Here is a 17,055-nt window from a genome sequence, read left to right on the forward strand (position 1 = left end):
AAAATGGCTGTAGTTTATGATTTTGTTAAACGTGTAATGAGGTCCTTTAAAGTCTCCGCAGAAGACTTCTTGATCGGATATGCTGTTGCCATGAATTCATTCCTTTTCAACACAACCCTCTTCTGTAACGATCGCTTCTGAAAATAGCGATGCACGACTTCTGCCAGCTTTGCCGGGTCTTTTTGAACAAGCTCTTCTAATTGATCATAATAACCAGTGTATGTGGGGGTGGTCGTCGATAAAATAAAAACCGGTTTATTGGCAATCATCGCTTCTAACCCGACTGTAGAAATATAAGCAACTACTGCATCGGAATAGGGAAGCAAATCATATAAGTGATACTGTTTAGATGAGGAAGTATAGGTATATTTAGTAGTCAGTTCATGAGGCTTTGAAGCTGGGAAGTCTTTTATAATAATATTATAATCACCCAATTGATGAAGAGCCTGAACCATCAATCCCCATTTTTTCACATAGGCTTGCCCTCTCACAATGACTAATATGGTCTTCTTTCTAATATCCAACCCTAAGTCTTTATAAAGCTTTTCTCTAGTAAAAGAGGGTTTTCGGTTGATTATATCAAACCTTGGATGCCCCACTATATCAACCGCCTGTTCCGAAACTCCCATTTTCTTGAACCAATTCACCTCGAATTGGCCATAAACCGCATCGACATCCGCTACTTTCGGTAAATAGCCCATTTCACTAGCGATCATTCCATGCTGCATGCAAATTGTAGGTATATTCTCTTCGGCAGCGACCATCGCCATTGTCCGACTTTGATAGTAATGGGTTGAGGAAAATACAATACAAGAAACAGGGACTTTACGAAAGAAGTTTTTAGACTCTACAATACGTCGGACGATTCCATTAATCTGTCGATCGAAGGCGAGCCTGAAGGTGGGGTCGTTAAACACTGGATGATCTTTATGTTTTGAAATAATATTTTCGGACACTTTTTGTAAAGCAAGCACATCCTTATCAACATTTTCCAAATAATCGATCAGATAACTGGCCGTAAGCCCTTCTCTGGTCTTGGCGTTCGCTACCTTTTTCCCTTTACCTCTGACATCGCGAATAACAAAAGTATCCTCCGGCTTAAAATGCTTCAGGATGATATCACTCGGGAAACGCAGCAGATTGGCAGTATTATACAAGGCGACTTTCCCATTGTTCTTGCGTTTCTTATGGGTGGTATGAGATTTTTTATAATCAGTGAAGAGTTTTTGAAAAGATGGTTTATCCTTAATGTGATGAGAAAGGTGATCTGAAAAATTCTCTGAAGTAAGATTTGTTTTGACATAAGGGTTATCTCTAATCAAGCTTCTGAAATGACACAAATAAGGAATGGAAAAGCCCCGATACTCAACGGTCTTGAACACTTCCAGGAATTCTTGATAAAGTGACCAGAAATTCCGTTCAAAAACATTCATCTTATCCCCCCCTATAGCGTTATCGAATCAATTAATGCCTTCAATTGTTCAATCGCAGTTCTCGGGTCCTGTGTATAATGACCGGCTAGAAACTCCTTCCTTTTTTCTTCCCACTTCTGATTCTGTTTTCCTTCCAGCGTGATCATTAAGTGTTTAATCATAGGTTGTGGAGATTCGTACATATACTCCGCCATTCCTTTGTAATAGTTGGTTGTACTTTCAGCCAATGTCTTCAACTTCCATAAAAATACGGGCTTACCCGCCAACATCGCTTCTAAAATAATTGTTGACTCGTAACTGACTACTGCATCGACGTTATGCAGTAAATCATAAAGATGGGTATCATCAGCAAATTTAATATGAGGGAAGCTCTTCTGAAGTTCTACTGTTTTGGCAGAATTTCTTTGTTTTCCGTTCCGTTGTTTGACAATGACTTTTATATTCTTTTTCTGCCCGATCTGTTTTAAAAAAGATTGAGGAAAATCGGTTTCCAAGTGATGGATGACTAATAGCACTGCTTTGTCCTTCGCACTCATACCAAAGTAGGAACGAAAGGCATCTGGCTTCATGGGTTTCCGAACGCTGATTTCATCGAACCGTGGATGACCGATCTCTTTCAATGCGTGATCAGGAGCACCTTTTGAGGAATACCATTTACTTTCGAACTTCCCGTAAATCGCTTGATACGTAGCGACCAGAGGGAGGTATCCAAACTCCAGCATGATCACCCCATGCTGTAAGCAAATGGTCGGGATTCCTTTTGATGAAGCTACTAAAGACAGAATTCTTGTATCGCTGCTATTGGTGGTCCCTACTACCAGGCAAGAAACAGAGTTGGATTCAAAAAACTTTTTTGCTGCCACGATTTGATTCATTATTTTAGGTATTTGGTTAATAAATCGAGTACGGAAATTTCTATTACTATAAATGGGGTGTGGTTTGGCAGCATCTATATATTTTTCAGCTTTCCTTTCGTAGGCTTTAATCGTATTATCCTTGATAGACTGATAACGATTTAGACCATCGACTACAACCCCATCCTCCTTCCCGACCTTCTTCACCGCCGGTTTAAGAAGAATAGTAGAAGATGAAGGGAAATGTGCTTTCAATAAAGGGGCAGGTATCCTTAAAACATTGTCATAAAAAACCACTTTCCCTTTATTTTTCGTTATTTTCTGTTTCACGGGAGAGAGGTAGACATCAAATAAAGATTGCAATTGTTTTTCCTTTTTTAACAAACTTCTTTTTGTACCTGTATTTGGTTTACTATTTAGTAAATGATCGTGAATTTTTTCATTTTCATAAATGAGGACATAATAGGGGGAAACCAAAGGAATTGAAATGCCTAAGTAAGATAAACGTTTAAAATCATTAATGAACTCAGCATAGGACAGCCAATAATTACGTTCGAAATTATTCATTTCTATTTGTTACCTCCTCTTCACCACAGCCCATTCGGAAACCCCATACTGAATCATCGTATGAAACTAACGCAAGAAAAATTAATGAAACTGATAATTTCGTGGAGAACGTAACTGTCTCTCAGATGATATCTGGCCATTGAATGAAAAAATCCCAAGGAAAAGTTCCCTGGGATTTCTTAATCATTCATATTCTTTTTCAAAAACTTTTGTACTTCTGACTGTATCGATTGGTCGGACGTAATTTTCAATTTCCTCACGTTTCGGCTCGAGCTTTGGCGGCAATGCCAACTTCTCTCCAAGTGTTTCATACGGTTCATCACCCATGAATCCCGGTCCGTCAGTCGCGAATTCAAAAAGGATTTGTGGCGCGACATTCGCATACAAAGAGCCGAAATAATGGCGATCGACGAATCCAGACGTGCGGAAGCCGAATTTTGGTAAGCGTTCAATCCATTCCTCCAGCGCATCACGATCCTCTACACGAAAGGCAGCATGGTGGACAGTGCCATAGCCTTGACGTGCTGGCGGTAGAATTGCATTGTACTCGACTACCACAGAAGCCCCATTTCCGCCTTTTCCGGCTTCAAACAAACGGAATGATCCTTCTTCAGCAACCTCTCTGAACATCATCACTTTTTCCAACATCTCTTTAAAATACTTGACGTCATCGACTCGCACATACAATGGCCCAAGCCCTGTAATCGCGTATTCAAGCGGGATCGGTCCATTCTGCCACGGGGTCCCCGCAACTACTCCATCGTCGCTTTCATCAGATACGAGTTCATAAGCCTGATCGTCAAAATCGACGAAAGGAAGCACCTTTTTGCCAAAGCGTTCTTCAATACCTTTATGCTTTATCTCCAAACGGTCAAATCGTTTCTCCCAGTAATCAATCGCCGCATCGCTCGGTACTCGGAACGATGTTTTGGCAATTTCATTCGTCCCGTGTGAGCCCTTCGGAATTCCCGGAAAGTCAAAGAACGTCATGTCCGTCCCTGGACTCCCTTTATCATCAGCAAAGAACAGGTGATAGGTTTCTATATCATCCTGGTTCACCGTTTTCTTCACAAGTCGCATCCCCAACACATATGTGAAAAATTCATAATTCTTTTCCGCACTGCTCGTTATGGCGGTCACATGGTGAATCCCTTTCAATTCGTTCATAACATCCCCTCCATTTATCTATAGTCATCCGGCCGCAAATTGTCTCAACTTCAAGATAAATATAATATATTACTCTTCTTCTGTCAATTTCTGTGTGCTCAATTTACCTCTAAAAGCATAAACCTTAGAAAGAAGGATCCCCCTTCTCTTTTCCATCACGAATATCTTGCAAAAGGAGGTTCATTGCTATGGAAACATTTCTTGTGTTTGTGAACATCGCTATCATTTTCGCGTTTATTTTTGTTCTCATCCGTATGCAGCAAAAACATGTCTCTTTCAGTAAACGTGTCTTCGCTGGTCTAGGGTTCGGTATCTTAATCGGGGTCTATTTACAGCTCGCCTTCGGTACCGGATCAACGGTTGTTTCACAAACGACTGACTGGTACAATATCGCCGGTCGCGGTTACGTCCGTTTATTGATGATGATCGTCATTCCACTCATCCTTGTTTCTATCATCCAATCCATCATCAATCTTGAAAAATCATCAGAACTAGGAAAAATTTCGCTATGGATTATCGGCATCCTCGTGGGCACGACTGCCATCGCTGCGCTCGTAGGTATTGGAAGTTCCTTTCTATTCGATTTGAACGCGAGTCAAATCGAAGCAGGTCAGGCAGAAGAAAGCCGCGGCCTTTATCTGGAGGAACGCCTTACTGATGTGGAAGACATGACGACCCCGCAAAAAATATTAGAGTTTATTCCTGCCAACCCATTCCTTGATATGACAGGTGACAGAGCAACTTCAACAATTGCAGTCGTCATCTTTGCAGCCTTCATTGGTGTCGCCCTTTTAGGTGTCAGACGCAGACAGCCAGACCAAGCTGAAGTTTTTGTCAAAGGGGTTAATTCGATTTACGCTGTCGTCATGAGAATCGTCAAGATTGTACTCCGCTTGACTCCGATCGGTATTCTAGGTCTCATGGCTGTCACTGTCGCCCAAACCGATGTCGCTGGGATATTGGAATTAGGTAAATTCGTGGTCGCCTCTTATGTCGCTCTAGGTGTCATGTTCCTTCTACATCTTGTCCTGATTAGTGTGGTCGGTTTGAATCCATTTACGTATTTGAAAAAAGTACTCCCTGTACTCGGGTTCGCTTTTACTTCCCGGTCGAGCGCCGGCACGATTCCATTGAATATCTCTGCTCAGAAAAACAGCCTTGGTGTCGATGAAGGCATCGCCAACATGTCCGCTTCATTTGGAGCAACCATCGGACAAAACGGTTGTGCCGGTATTTACCCGGCCATGTTAGCCGTCATGATTGCACCGACCGTGGGGATCGATCCACTGAGTCCGGGATTCCTGATCCAACTGGTTCTCATTGTCGCCATCAGCTCCTTCGGGGTCGCAGGTGTTGGTGGAGGAGCAACATTTGCTGCCTTGATCGTCTTGTCATCAATGAATCTCCCAGTCGCTCTCGCTGGTTTGCTCATTTCTGTCGAACCATTGATCGACATGGGCCGTACTGCGCTGAATGTCAACGGAGCAATGACTTCAGGGACACTTACTTCACGAATATTATATAGACTGAACGTTGACCGCTTTAATGACAAGAATGCTATTGAAAAGGATATCAGCTAATAAACGTTCAGCGGCTACTAATATAGTAGCCGCTGTTTTGTGTGCTTCACCGGATATCAAGTGGTTCTTTTGCCAACTCATAAAGAAAAGTGAAGGATCACCTACTGGAGGCGACAATATGGTGCACAAACTATTCATATCTTGGAATGCACAAGAAGAGCTCCTTTGAAAAAAGGAACTCTTCTTTAAATCTATTCTGCTACACTCACATCATCCATACCATCCTGGTCCCCGATTTGCCATGTTCCTAAACGCCTCGGGTCCCCGCCTCCATACATTTGCAAGACATCACCATCTCTACGAATACCAAGCCCTTGAATTCCACCATAGAACACGGGAGAGTCATGCTCGATGACAGAATAACCCTTCACATCTCTTAAGCGGGCTATCGGGTCATTCTCGATCATATTCTCCAAATGGACGACATTATCCTCCGTATAAAAACGGGAGCGGCCGATCGCTTCTTGCAACGTCAAACGTTCGCCTGAATCTTCATTGCGCCCGTACTCATATTGGATTAATGTCTGGATAAGCATCGCAGGGATTCTTTTCCCACCAGGAGAACCAATACCGAGTACAGCACGGCCTTCTTCAGCAAAAATCATCGGAGAAACGAATGAACGCGGTCGTTTGCCTGGTTCATAGGAGTTCATCGAATCTTCTGCGGTATCGAAGTTGTTCATCTGGTGGTTCAGGAAGAATCCATTCACATAAAGTCCTGAACCGAAGAACTTCCCAAGAGAGTTGGTCGTAGACACCATCATGCCATCTTTATCCACCACGACAAAATGGGTGGTATTGCGATTATCCTCTTTTTCACCTGGAGCCGTAAACATCTCGGCTGAACTTGTCATCGCATCTTCCTCTGCAAAGAAAGCTTCTTCAAACAAACCCTCCGCGTAAGCCGTCGATGTCAGCTTTTCTTGTTCTACATCTTCAAATTCGGGATCTCCTAATGTATAAACACGATCACTATATACTGTATTGACGATCTTGTTCACTAAATGGATATATATGTCCTCATACTGTTCATCATTGACGATTTCTTCCAGGTTCTCAGGTACATTCCCCGCAAGAAAAGCCGGCAAATCTCCACTAGCCGTGGCGTACTCCGCCTGTAGCACTTCTTCTAAGTTGCTTTCCAATTGTTCGATCATCTTCAATGCCTGGATAACTATAATCCCAGACGTCGGGGAAGAACCCGCGTAAAGGGTCTGATTTCTGAATTCACCTTCAGGGGCTGGACGCTTTCCAACCTCATAAGAAGAAAGATCCCCCTCTTCAAAGCCAAGTTCAGCTGTCAACGCATCTGCAATTTTCCCCTCATAGAAAGCTTCAGGACCATCTTCCTGCAAGGTTTTCAATGTGGTCGCAAGCTCCTCTTGCACGAGGGTATCATTAATTTGCAACGGTCGATCTTCTGGATAAAATTTATTAAAAATCTCAGGATCCTCATTTCCTGATTGAATGAAGCGCCTGGAATTTTGCAATTGCTCATTGAAAATACGTCCGACTTGAATACCTTCTTCACTGTGTGTGACCGCATCTTCTAAAAGAGTACTCCATTCCATCTGATCTCCATAATCTTCATAGACCGCTTCCATTCCTTTGACAAAACCAGGGACAGCGATCCCCCGCTGCGGTCGCGCCCCGCTTTCAGGGGCAGCTTCACGATAATCATAAGTTACTGCTCCTTCATCAGGTTCATGGACGACCATTTGTCCTCCACCTCCGATGCCTGAGCCATATGGTTCTACAACATTCAATACAAAGGAAACCGCAATCGCGGCTTCAGCAGCATTCCCGCCCTGGTTCATTACCTTCATCCCTGCTTCAACAGCAAGCGGGTGGACGGCACTGACCCCGTAGACAAATGCCTCTTCCTCACCAGAAGTGTCCACTTCAACGGTTTCAGCACGGTCTTCTACGGTATAAGGCTCACGAAATTGGTCAAATTCATCTTCAAAATAGACATTCCACCCGACCAATCCAATGAAAATGATGCCCGCAAGTATATAGGTCACTTTCAAATCTTTCAAAACACCAGACCTCCTATCCCTCTATTACGCCAGCTTTTTTCAAATCGACAATGAGCCTTCCGTCTTCCATCCGCCAATATTCTTTATCCAACTCTTTACGTAAGGTACGGAAAATACGGAAATCCCGAAACGGCTTTAAAATTCCATTCGTTTCCCGCGGCCGTGTATCTGAAATCTGCATAGGAACGAATGATAGTTCCACACCATCATCGCTCAAAAAATCGAGTTGTGCCATTGTGGAATCTTTTGTTCTTGACCACCCCTGGTCAAAGACAAAATTTCCTAAGCTATTCATCACGATCGCCGTTTTATCTTCACTCGCAGGCTCCCCTTCATCCGCTTCAATATGGACGCGGGTAACCGGTTCTAATACATGAGAGTGGTGACCGATAATCACGTCTGCCCCCATATCTGTCATCAAATAGGCGAGCGTTTCCTGGGTGGTGTTGGAACCTACTTGGTACTCATCGCCCCAATGGGCGTGGACCATTACGATGTCCGCTTGTTCTTTTGCTTCACGTATCCTGCTTTGCAAAACGCCGAGCCCGGCATTTGTCAAAACACCACCAACATATTCACTGGCACTATATCCTTGGACGAAGACGTCAGTGAAACCTAAGATTGCTACATTTCTTCCATCTGCTTCGAAATATTGGATTTGTCCTGCATCCGTCATCGTTTCATCTTCATCAAACAAATCATCAGCAGGATCCAATGCACGCCCTATGCCTAGCATATCAACATCGACGCCTTCCATATGTTTCAGTGTTTCTTCCAATGATAGATTTCCATAGTCCATCATATGATTATTCGCCATATTGACAGAGTCGAAACCAGCATCCTCTAATGCCTGTTCGGCTCCTTTTTCCGCATACAAGTGGATATCTTTATTGTGTAACTCAAAGTCTTCCATGACACTTTCCACTTCTGGGTCCTCCACATCGATGACAGGGTTCTCAAAATTTCCTGTCACATAATCCGATTGTTCCAGAAATGGGGTGACATAATCGAAAACCCGACCGATCGGCTCTCCACTTCTTACAGCAGCATCCCGGACATGTCGGCCGAGCATCATATCCCCTACCATTGAAATACGATAATCTACGTCCTCTGGTCGAGTGTCTTCCGGTAAGGTCGGACGGTCGATCCACGAGTGACCAAAAAACGGCACTGCCAAAATCACCGCTAAGATCGCGGAGTGGAGTCCCGCTTTTTTCTTATGCTTTTTCGTCCATACTTTTATTTTGTATTTCAAATCTTTTTCCTGCATCACAAAGGCTCCTCTAAATCAAATGATACGCCGAAATCAATACGAAAGTCGCGAACGCAATTAAAAAAGTGGCGCTGAATGTCGGTAAAACGCCTTGTCTTTGAATCGAGTTTGCAATTAATCCCGGTACGATGACCCCGATTCCCCTCAGCTCCATGACCGGAAACGGCGTGAGCGGATATAAATAATCCATGGACATTTTCATAAGAACACCGACTGTCAACATCGCGGCAAATTTGCGACGTCCATATAAAACCGTAAATCTTGTTAAAACTTGTGATACGAGCAGATAAGTAACCAGACTGATCAAACCTACAGCCAAAACGTACATAACTTGATCGAAAATTAATGCTATGTAACCAGGGACGACCAGCCCTGCAGGTACAATCCCTGTTTTCTCTGCGTACAATAGACTCAGTAATACTCCAATGACAATTGCTATATATAAATCTGTACCGAACACGTGGACTCCAACTCCCTACCATTATTTGTTCGTCTGCAGGACTCTCCCTTGGAACGATCGCTCCCGGGTTGTTTCCTGAATCTCATCCCAACCAGTGCGTTCTTCGGTCAGTGATGGGGTGATTTCCAATTCCTCTATCGCAGCGGCCACTTTTTCTCCTGCGCCGACGATATTTCCAATTCCGTATATCACACTTCGATCAGGAAGTTCTTGAAGTTGATCTACAATCACTTCTGTCGATGCTTTTTCCAAGTTAATGAGATTCAAAGGTCTGATTTTCCCTTCTTCATAGGCCTGGGTGATCGGCCATACACTCTCTCCCATCACGATCAAGCGATCCATTTCAATATAAGGCAAGACATTTTCCGCAAAATCAATCGTCCGCTCAACACGATCACTACGACAACTCATAACGATTATACTTTCATCGCTCGGATAATCAAGTTCCTGGATCCGCTCCCAAATATTCAATGTGGATGTAGTATCATTGGCAGCAAAGCCATTGAAAAAATACTTCGGTGCTTCTTCCCTTCCGAAGCGGTGCACACGCATTGCGCCAGGATCGACTGGAGCGTTGAGCATTCCTTCCATGGCTACCTGACGTTTGATTCCTAATATATCCGCCACAGCCATTGCCAAAGCTGCATTCTGAGGGAAAATCATGAACGGGAATTCCTGCAAATATTCTTCCTCAATCCAGCTCTCTTCAGCAACAACGACCACCGTATTCTTACGGCGAGCTATTTTTTCAAAATATTTTTGGTAGGGCGTTTCCGGAATAATAAGGTATCCATTCTCTGGGATTGTCGAGCTGAAGGCTTCTGCGATATCATCAAGGGTCGGTCCCATTACGTCCATATGATCTTCAATCACATTAGCGATTATCGTAATGTTCGCTTTGACGAGACGCTCCTGAAAGACCTTTTGGTATTCAGGATTGACTGCCATACACTCACTTACGAAAGCATCCGCCCTTCGCTTCACGACACGCTCCGTTATCTTCATCTGTTCATTGATATTGGGTCCTTGCAACCCACGTATAATCGGCTCTTCATCCTCTTTATCCCAATAAAACATCCGTGCTGAAGTACCAGTCGTTTTTCCGATGACTTTACGATCATCTTCTTTCAAAATTCCCATCACCAAACGAGTAACTGTCGATTTACCCCGGATTCCATTGACCAGAATCCGCGTCGGAATTTTTGTCAGTCGACGATCCAGCTTATATTTCTCCCATAATCCTATGATCAATACAAAAACGAAAAAGATCATCAAATAGGCTAATTCATCCACAAAATTTCACATCCCTCTCTATTAAACAACGATACCATGCCTATCTCTTCTCTAAAACTATCAAATTATAACAAATTTCGCCACCGTCCATCAAAAGTACTACCATTATTCCATACCCTATTACAAAGTATTTAAAAAGAAGTTACAAGAAAAAATTTCGAATTCAAGTCTTTTAACATTGATTTCCGATAAACATTTCGTTCAACAGCAAAATTTTATGTCGTAGTACAAAAGCGCAAGTGCCTTGTTCACCCCCGACAAGCTTAAGCAAACCTTTGAAGTGGCGGCTTTTTGTCACAGCAAAGGGCTTGCTTAAGACCTCGAGGGGGTAGGCGCTGGAGCTGGATGAGTCAAAAGCGCAAGCGCCTTGAACAGCCTCGACAAGCTTAAGAACACCCGTAACGTGAAGCGGTTTTCCTTCACGCTACGGGTGGACTTAAGACCTCGAGAGGCTAGGCGCTGGAGCTGGATGAGACAAAAGCGTAAGCGCCTTTTCACCCCCGACAAGCTTAAGCAAACCTTTGAAGTGGCGGCTTTTTGTCACAACAAAGGGCTTGCTTAAGACCTCGAGGGGGGTAGGCGCAAAAAATCATGAGAGTGTAATTTTATTAATTTCTGGACGAGAACAAAGAAAGAAGCCCTTGTAACAAGGACCTTATGCAAACAATCACTCTGCAAATATATTAAATCAAATGATTCCTTAACCATTCTAAGCTAGTATCCCCACTCACTTCATGCCCGCCTTGAAAAATTTCATGTTGAAAAGCGTACTCCTTATTCTTCCTTTGATAGATCGCTTCTATCTTCTCAATAGCAAGTTTTGTATGTTTGCTAGGAAAAACTGGATCGTCTTCACCTGCTTCGATAAATAAAGCTTTCGGGGCAATCAAACCTATTAATTGTGGCATTTCTGTCAGATTAAGCAAGCCAGGTATATAGTTATCTATGCAATGCTCAGACGCCAGAATACTTCCCTTAAATGTACTTGGGAAGCCACTTAAAACAGTGGCTTGGATACGGTCATCCAAGATCGATGTCAGCGTCGCAATTAATCCTCCGCCTGAAAATCCGATCACTCCGACACAATCCTGTTGATCCACATCCTTTATGTAATCCAAAGCACCTCTAGCCTCATATGTCCTCAATCCCGCCAACGTTTTTCCTGCCATGAGAAGATGTGTTGCCAACGTATAGCAGGAGTTTTCTTTTTCTCTATCTTCCTCCAGCTTCCGATCGCCGAAACCGATGATTTCCGGGACAAAAACTTTCATCCCTTTTTTCACTAGTTGGACCGCCAAATCATTATGAATCGTAGGGAAGGTCCGGTTACTGCCATTTGGAAAAAGACCAACCATTTCTCTGCTTCCATATCCATGCCCATGCAAAGCCAGAACAGCGGGCACCTCTTGACCAGAAGAGTTTGTCTTAGGGGTGAGGATATACATCGGTACCTTCATTCCTTCCACAGAGGAAAAAAATACTCGATGACGCAGATAAAGTCCGCAATCCACCAGTTCTTCAGTAAAGCCGTATTCTCTTGGTTCAACTTGCGGGAAATCTCCCAATACCTCAGTAAGCTTTTCTATATCTATACTTTCTTGATGCGCTGTCGTTCCATCATAAAGACGCATTAAATAATGGTTGATCTCATTCATGAAATCCCCTCTTCTATCAGAATATATTAAAGGTTAATGTTTATTTGGAATAAGAGAATGAACCAAATTATATGGAAACTCGATTTCAAACTGATGACCTATCACTGCACCCTCACCAAGATAAAAACCTACCTTGTAAATACTCGCCTGAAGCGTTAAAAAGACACGAAAAATCCGATTCAACCTTGAGTCGAATCGGACTTCCCATCTATCATTTCAGTTCGTCCATTTTCACATGATCCATATCTGTAAAGGTATAGTTTTCACCCGCCATTGCCCAGATGAATGTGTAATTATTTGTTCCCACACCTGAGTGGATCGACCATGGTGGAGATAAAACGACTTGCTCGTTTTTCACAACCATGTGCCGTGTCTCATCAGGCTTGCCCATGAAATGAAAAACTCGAGAATCTTCATCCATATCAAAGTACAGGTAAGCTTCCATGCGACGGTCGTGCACATGTGGAGGCATGGTATTCCACATGTTGTTAGGGGCAAGCAATGTCATCCCCATCATCAGTTGACAGCTTTGCAATCCGTCTTCATGGATATATTTATAAATGGTCCGATTGTTAGATTCAGCATCCGATCCTAATTTCGCAGGTGTAGCTTCTTCAATCGGAAGTTTTTTCGTCGGGTATTCTTTATGAGCCGTTGCTGAAGCTAAGTAGAATCTAGCAGGCTGAGAAGCATCGACACTATCCAGCTGCACATCTTCATTTCCGCGCCCTACATAAAGGCAATCACGTTTGTTCAGTTCGAATGTTTCCCCGTTCACGATAACTTTCCCTTTTCCATCTGAGATATTGATGATGCCGATTTCTCTCCGTTCCAGGAAAAATTCTGTTTTCAATGTTTCACTGTCTTCCAGTTTCAGAGGTTTCACTGTCGGAACTGCCCCACCTGTAATCACGCGGTCATAGTGAGAATACACCATATTCACTTCCCCTTCTACAAACAGGGACTCTATCAAAAATTCACTCCTCAATCTTTCACCATCATATTGTTTTGCGTCTGTCGGATTCGTTGCATATCTTACTTCCATATTCATTCTCCTCTCATTAATCTATGTGTCTATCACGAGCTCATCCATCCACCATCAACATTCAAAATATGTCCATTCACGTAGTCGGAAGCATCAGAAGCTAGAAATATCGCTGCACCTTGCAAATCATCCGGTGTCCCCCAACGTCCTTGTGGAATCCGAGAAGTGATATAAGCATTTCTTTCTTCATTTTCACGAATTGGTGCTGTGTTGTCTGTTGCCATATAGCCAGGTGCAATCGCATTGACATTAACACCTTTACTTCCCCACTCATTCGCAAATGATTTCGTCAAACCGGCAACCGCATGCTTACTTGCCGTATAAGCAGGCACCTTCAGACCGCCTTGGTAGGAGAGCATTGAAGCAATGTTGATGATTTTCCCCGATTTATTTTCTAACATGTGCGTTCCTACTTCACGGCACAATTGGAAAACAGCGTGTTGGTTCACGTCAATCACTTCGAACCAATCTTCATTTGAAAAGTCCTTCGCGTCAGATCTGCGGATAATTCCTGCATTATTGACAAGGACATCGATACGTCCGCGAATGGCGATCGCTTCACCAGCCAGCTTTTCAGCTGCACCTTTTTCACTCAAATCAGAAATCAACTCATGAAAAGTCCCACCAACTTCTTCTACCTTTTGTTTCGTGTCTTGCAGTGTTCTCGTACCTACACCGATGACCTCAGCACCTGCTTTAGCAAGTCCAACGGAAATCCCTTGTCCCAACCCTCTGCTTGCTCCTGTTACCAAGGCTACTTTACCGTTCAAAGAAAATAACGAATCCATCTGAATTAAAGACCTCCTTAGGTTCAATCCCTTTCATTTTGTATGAATTTGCATCATAATAACAACGTTGTTATTATTGTAAATGTAAAGGCTTTCTTTGTCAACGAAGTTATTGATAATTGACTTTCGGATGATATATCCAAAATGTAACTGATATAATTCTAATCATGTCGCCATTACTGAACACAGGCTTTCTAGTACTACAACGCAAACGCCGTGATCACCCCCATCTTATGTAACGCATAAAAAAGACAGTTGAAATTTTATTATTGCCTGATTATAAAAAATGGAGGTTCACCTATGGGAGTTACCATTAAAGATATTGCCAAAGCAGCGGACGTCAGTTATTCTACGGTTTCCAAAGCACTGCGGGACAGCCCGCTCGTTAAAGAACCAACGAAACAGAAGATAATAGAGATCGCTCACCAGCTCGGCTACCAGCCGAACGTAGCAGCACGTAGTCTAGTATCCAAGAAATCTCATACCATCGGCGTTGTGTGGCCTACAATTGAACGTGTCACCCATTCAGCTTTAGTGACTGGGTTGAATAAGCGACTAGAAGAACTATCCTATACTACCTTGATCTCTATCAATGAGATGGAATGCGCGATCAATACATTCAACCGCTATCAAGTCGATGCCATTGTCGCTTTTGATGAAAAAAATTCTCGAGAACCGGCCAATTCTACAGTACCTATCGTGACTTATGGGATCGCTCACAAGGATGCCCCGTTTCCAACAGTGGACGTCAACCGTAAACAGGCGATCCGAACTGCTGTAGAACACTTGATCAACATCGGACATCAATCCATAAGCTATATTGGTGATATGGTCCAGGAAGATCACCTTCAAGAGGAAAAAGTGGAAGGATTCAGACAAGCAATCACAGAAGCTGAGTTAGGGCTTTCCTCAACATCAATCATGGAAGTCACGGATTTAGAGTCTTATGATGGCTATGAAGCTATGAAAAAGCTTTTAAAAGAACCAGACCATCCTACCGCTATCATTAGTGGGAGTCATGATTTATCCAAAGGGATTTTGAGAGCGATTCATGAAAATGGGCTATCCATCCCTGACGATATCTCAATCATAAGTTATGACAACATACCTGCTACCGAAACCTTTGAAGTTCCATTATCGACTGTAGGTGTTCCGTTGGATATCATTACCGAGAAGCTTTCGGAGGTCCTGATCGCTTTAATTAATGAGGAAGAAGTTAATCATAGTATTTACTTGAAGCCTGAATTGAATATTACCCAATCGTGCGCAACTCTGAATGGAGGAAAATGAATGAATGAACTGCAAGTTTTCCTAACTGGCGATTCGACCATGGCTCATTATCCCACTTCCCACTTCCCCCAGACAGGCTGGGGGCAAAAGCTGGCTTCTTTTTTCACAGAAGATGTCATTATTCAAAACAAAGCTATGAATGGAAGAAGTTCCAAAAGTTTCTTAGCAGAAGGGCGTCTTGATGAAATAAAAGGAATGCTTCAACCTGGCGACTATTTGTTCATTCAATTTGGTCATAATGACAGCAAGCCTGACAAAGCACGAAAAACGCACCCTTTTAGTTCCTATCAGGAAAATCTGATTACTTTTATAGAAGCAGCCAGATCGATGGAGGCGATCCCCTTTTTACTCACTCCAATCCAACGGAGAAGGTTCAATGAGGACGGAACCCTTCAACAAACACATGGTTCTTACCCAGAGGCGATGAGGCAGGTCGCCGAAACCCATTCGGTAACCCTCATCGATATGACTGCATTAACATCTAGACTCCTCCTTGATCTTGGTCCGGGAAACTCTAAAGAACTTTTCATGTGGCTTGAAGAAAAAGCAAGTCCCAACTTTCCGGAAGGCGCGCAAGATGACACGCATCTGAATCAAAAAGGTGCGTATCACATAGCAAGAATAGTTGCTGAATCAATCAAGTTTGAAGGTTTAATGCTGTCCCGGTTTGTCCAACTCCCCGATCAGAACAACATTTGAGCAAAATAAATAGTAAGAGTCACAGTCACCATACTGAAGACCGTGGAAGCTAATACAATTTGAGCCGCCAGTTCTGGTTCACTGCGGTATTCCTGAGCGATGATCGCACTGTTCACAGAACTCGGCATCCCTGAGGAAATCAATAATGCTTGAGCAAGCACTCCTTCATAGCCCAATATCCAAATGAGCAATAAAGCCAGAAGCGGACCAAGGAGCAATCGTATGAATAAACTGAAATATACGATCACAAGTTTGAATTTGAAGGTCAATTGTGCCACTTGTGCCCCTAAAGTAATCAAGGCGATACCGATCATAGCGTTTGCCACATATTCCCCAGGTTTCATAATAAACTCGGGCACGTCCACATTCCCTATGTTCAAAAGCACGCCAAGGGTCATCGCGTAGATCGCTGGCATCTTTAATAGACCAAGCAATGCCCTTCCTTTTCCTTCATCAACAGCCCGTAAAGAAAAAACACCATATGTATATGAAAATACATTTTGCAAAGTCATTACGATGACTTGGATCGTGGCAGCAAAGGGGTCCTGTTTAAATGCCAAGTCATTGACCGGGATCCCATAGTTTCCAGAATTATAAAGCAATACACTATTCGTAAATACACCCCTGACCCCTTTGGTATATCTTCCTAACCGTGCGAAAAGTTGTACAATAAGATAAAGCGCACAAATGAATAAAGCAAAAAACAGAATGACCTTAACCAGTAAATCAAGCGAAAAGGAAGATTCATAGAGATTAACCAGCACGAAGCCCGGGCTCAAAAAATAAATGTTGAGCTTTGCTAGAGTGAAGAGGTCTAGCTTGAACGTTTTATGCATCACCGCTCCGACCCCTATTAAGATGAATACAGGAACGATGATATTGAGAAAAATAAAAATAATTTCCATAAAATTC

Annotated in this window: 14 protein-coding genes; 3 read left to right on the forward strand and 11 right to left on the reverse strand. The window is 43.0% G+C overall.

The window, feature by feature from the left end; genetic code table 11:
• Positions 1-14 precede the first annotated feature (14 nt).
• From HLI_RS07745 to HLI_RS07755, 3 genes are all read right to left on the reverse strand, one after another.
• Positions 15-1,433 carry a hypothetical protein gene (locus HLI_RS07745; protein WP_128524452.1) on the reverse strand — a complete coding sequence of 473 codons (1,419 nt, stop codon included), beginning with the start codon at positions 1,431-1,433 and terminating at the stop codon, positions 15-17.
• An 11-nt stretch (positions 1,434-1,444) separates the two neighbouring features.
• A complete protein-coding gene (locus HLI_RS07750) occupies positions 1,445-2,854 on the reverse strand; it encodes a hypothetical protein (protein WP_128524453.1) in 1,410 nt (469 codons plus the stop codon).
• Positions 2,855-3,037: 183 nt separating this feature from the next.
• On the reverse strand, positions 3,038-4,021 hold the full coding sequence (locus HLI_RS07755) for a ring-cleaving dioxygenase (RefSeq protein WP_128524454.1): 984 nt from the start codon (positions 4,019-4,021) through the stop codon (positions 3,038-3,040).
• Between the two features lie 188 nt (positions 4,022-4,209).
• Between HLI_RS07755 and HLI_RS07760 the strand changes: the two genes are divergently transcribed.
• Positions 4,210-5,601 carry an L-cystine transporter gene (locus tag HLI_RS07760; protein ID WP_128524455.1) on the forward strand — a complete coding sequence of 464 codons (1,392 nt, stop codon included), beginning with the start codon at positions 4,210-4,212 and terminating at the stop codon, positions 5,599-5,601.
• Positions 5,602-5,792: 191 nt separating this feature from the next.
• Here HLI_RS07760 and HLI_RS07765 read toward each other — a convergent pair whose 3' ends face one another.
• From HLI_RS07765 to kduD, 7 genes are all read right to left on the reverse strand, one after another.
• A complete protein-coding gene (locus HLI_RS07765; protein WP_128524456.1) occupies positions 5,793-7,640 on the reverse strand; it encodes a gamma-glutamyltransferase family protein in 1,848 nt (615 codons plus the stop codon).
• Positions 7,641-7,653: 13 nt separating this feature from the next.
• Positions 7,654-8,910, reverse strand: coding sequence for a CapA family protein (locus HLI_RS07770; RefSeq protein WP_128524457.1), 1,257 nt, complete (start codon positions 8,908-8,910; stop codon positions 7,654-7,656).
• Between the two features lie 13 nt (positions 8,911-8,923).
• Positions 8,924-9,373 (reverse strand): poly-gamma-glutamate biosynthesis protein PgsC, encoded by a 450-nt coding sequence (pgsC, locus tag HLI_RS07775; protein ID WP_128524458.1) that lies wholly within the window; start codon positions 9,371-9,373, stop codon positions 8,924-8,926.
• Between the two features lie 21 nt (positions 9,374-9,394).
• Positions 9,395-10,645, reverse strand: a complete 1,251-nt coding sequence (gene pgsB / locus HLI_RS07780; protein WP_164908628.1) for a poly-gamma-glutamate synthase PgsB — start codon at positions 10,643-10,645, stop codon at positions 9,395-9,397.
• Between the two features lie 704 nt (positions 10,646-11,349).
• The gene (locus tag HLI_RS07785; RefSeq protein WP_128524460.1) at positions 11,350-12,321 is read right to left on the reverse strand and encodes a dienelactone hydrolase family protein; all 972 of its coding nucleotides are present in this window, start codon (positions 12,319-12,321) and stop codon (positions 11,350-11,352) included.
• Between the two features lie 211 nt (positions 12,322-12,532).
• The gene (gene kduI, locus HLI_RS07790) at positions 12,533-13,366 is read right to left on the reverse strand and encodes a 5-dehydro-4-deoxy-D-glucuronate isomerase (protein WP_206659642.1); all 834 of its coding nucleotides are present in this window, start codon (positions 13,364-13,366) and stop codon (positions 12,533-12,535) included.
• A 32-nt stretch (positions 13,367-13,398) separates the two neighbouring features.
• Positions 13,399-14,154: a 2-dehydro-3-deoxy-D-gluconate 5-dehydrogenase KduD gene (gene kduD / locus HLI_RS07795; RefSeq protein WP_128524462.1), complete on the reverse strand. Its 756-nt coding sequence runs from the start codon at positions 14,152-14,154 to the stop codon at positions 13,399-13,401.
• A 300-nt stretch (positions 14,155-14,454) separates the two neighbouring features.
• Here kduD and HLI_RS07800 point away from each other — a divergent pair, with 300 nt between their 5' ends.
• Together HLI_RS07800 and HLI_RS07805 are read left to right on the forward strand one after the other, a co-directional pair.
• The gene (locus HLI_RS07800) at positions 14,455-15,444 is read left to right on the forward strand and encodes a LacI family DNA-binding transcriptional regulator (protein ID WP_128524463.1); all 990 of its coding nucleotides are present in this window, start codon (positions 14,455-14,457) and stop codon (positions 15,442-15,444) included.
• On the forward strand, positions 15,445-16,143 hold the full coding sequence (locus HLI_RS07805) for a rhamnogalacturonan acetylesterase (RefSeq protein ID WP_128524464.1): 699 nt from the start codon (positions 15,445-15,447) through the stop codon (positions 16,141-16,143).
• Here HLI_RS07805 and HLI_RS07810 read toward each other — a convergent pair.
• A complete protein-coding gene (locus tag HLI_RS07810; protein WP_128524465.1) occupies positions 16,128-17,048 on the reverse strand; it encodes an AEC family transporter in 921 nt (306 codons plus the stop codon). The two genes, HLI_RS07805 and HLI_RS07810, sit on opposite strands and share 16 nt — an antisense overlap.
• Between the last annotated feature and the right edge of the window lie 7 nt (positions 17,049-17,055).

Source organism: Halobacillus litoralis (assembly GCF_004101865.1).
GTDB classification, from domain to species: Bacteria; Bacillota; Bacilli; order Bacillales; family Halobacillaceae; genus Halobacillus; species Halobacillus litoralis_A.

Coding starts and splice junctions, on each gene's coding strand:
- HLI_RS07800 (WP_128524463.1), top strand. CDS start 14,455: ATGGGAGTTACCATTAAAGATATTGCCAAAGCAGCGGACGTCAGTTAT.
- HLI_RS07760 (WP_128524455.1), top strand. CDS start 4,210: ATGGAAACATTTCTTGTGTTTGTGAACATCGCTATCATTTTCGCGTTT.
- HLI_RS07805 (WP_128524464.1), top strand. CDS start 15,445: ATGAATGAACTGCAAGTTTTCCTAACTGGCGATTCGACCATGGCTCAT.
- pgsB (WP_164908628.1), bottom strand. CDS start 10,645: ATGATCTTTTTCGTTTTTGTATTGATCATAGGATTATGGGAGAAATAT.
- kduD (WP_128524462.1), bottom strand. CDS start 14,154: ATGGATTCGTTATTTTCTTTGAACGGTAAAGTAGCCTTGGTAACAGGA.
- HLI_RS07810 (WP_128524465.1), bottom strand. CDS start 17,048: ATGGAAATTATTTTTATTTTTCTCAATATCATCGTTCCTGTATTCATC.
- HLI_RS07750 (WP_128524453.1), bottom strand. CDS start 2,854: ATGAATAATTTCGAACGTAATTATTGGCTGTCCTATGCTGAGTTCATT.
- kduI (WP_206659642.1), bottom strand. CDS start 13,366: ATGGAAGTAAGATATGCAACGAATCCGACAGACGCAAAACAATATGAT.
- HLI_RS07785 (WP_128524460.1), bottom strand. CDS start 12,321: ATGAATGAGATCAACCATTATTTAATGCGTCTTTATGATGGAACGACA.
- HLI_RS07745 (WP_128524452.1), bottom strand. CDS start 1,433: ATGAATGTTTTTGAACGGAATTTCTGGTCACTTTATCAAGAATTCCTG.
- HLI_RS07755 (WP_128524454.1), bottom strand. CDS start 4,021: ATGAACGAATTGAAAGGGATTCACCATGTGACCGCCATAACGAGCAGT.
- HLI_RS07770 (WP_128524457.1), bottom strand. CDS start 8,910: ATGCAGGAAAAAGATTTGAAATACAAAATAAAAGTATGGACGAAAAAG.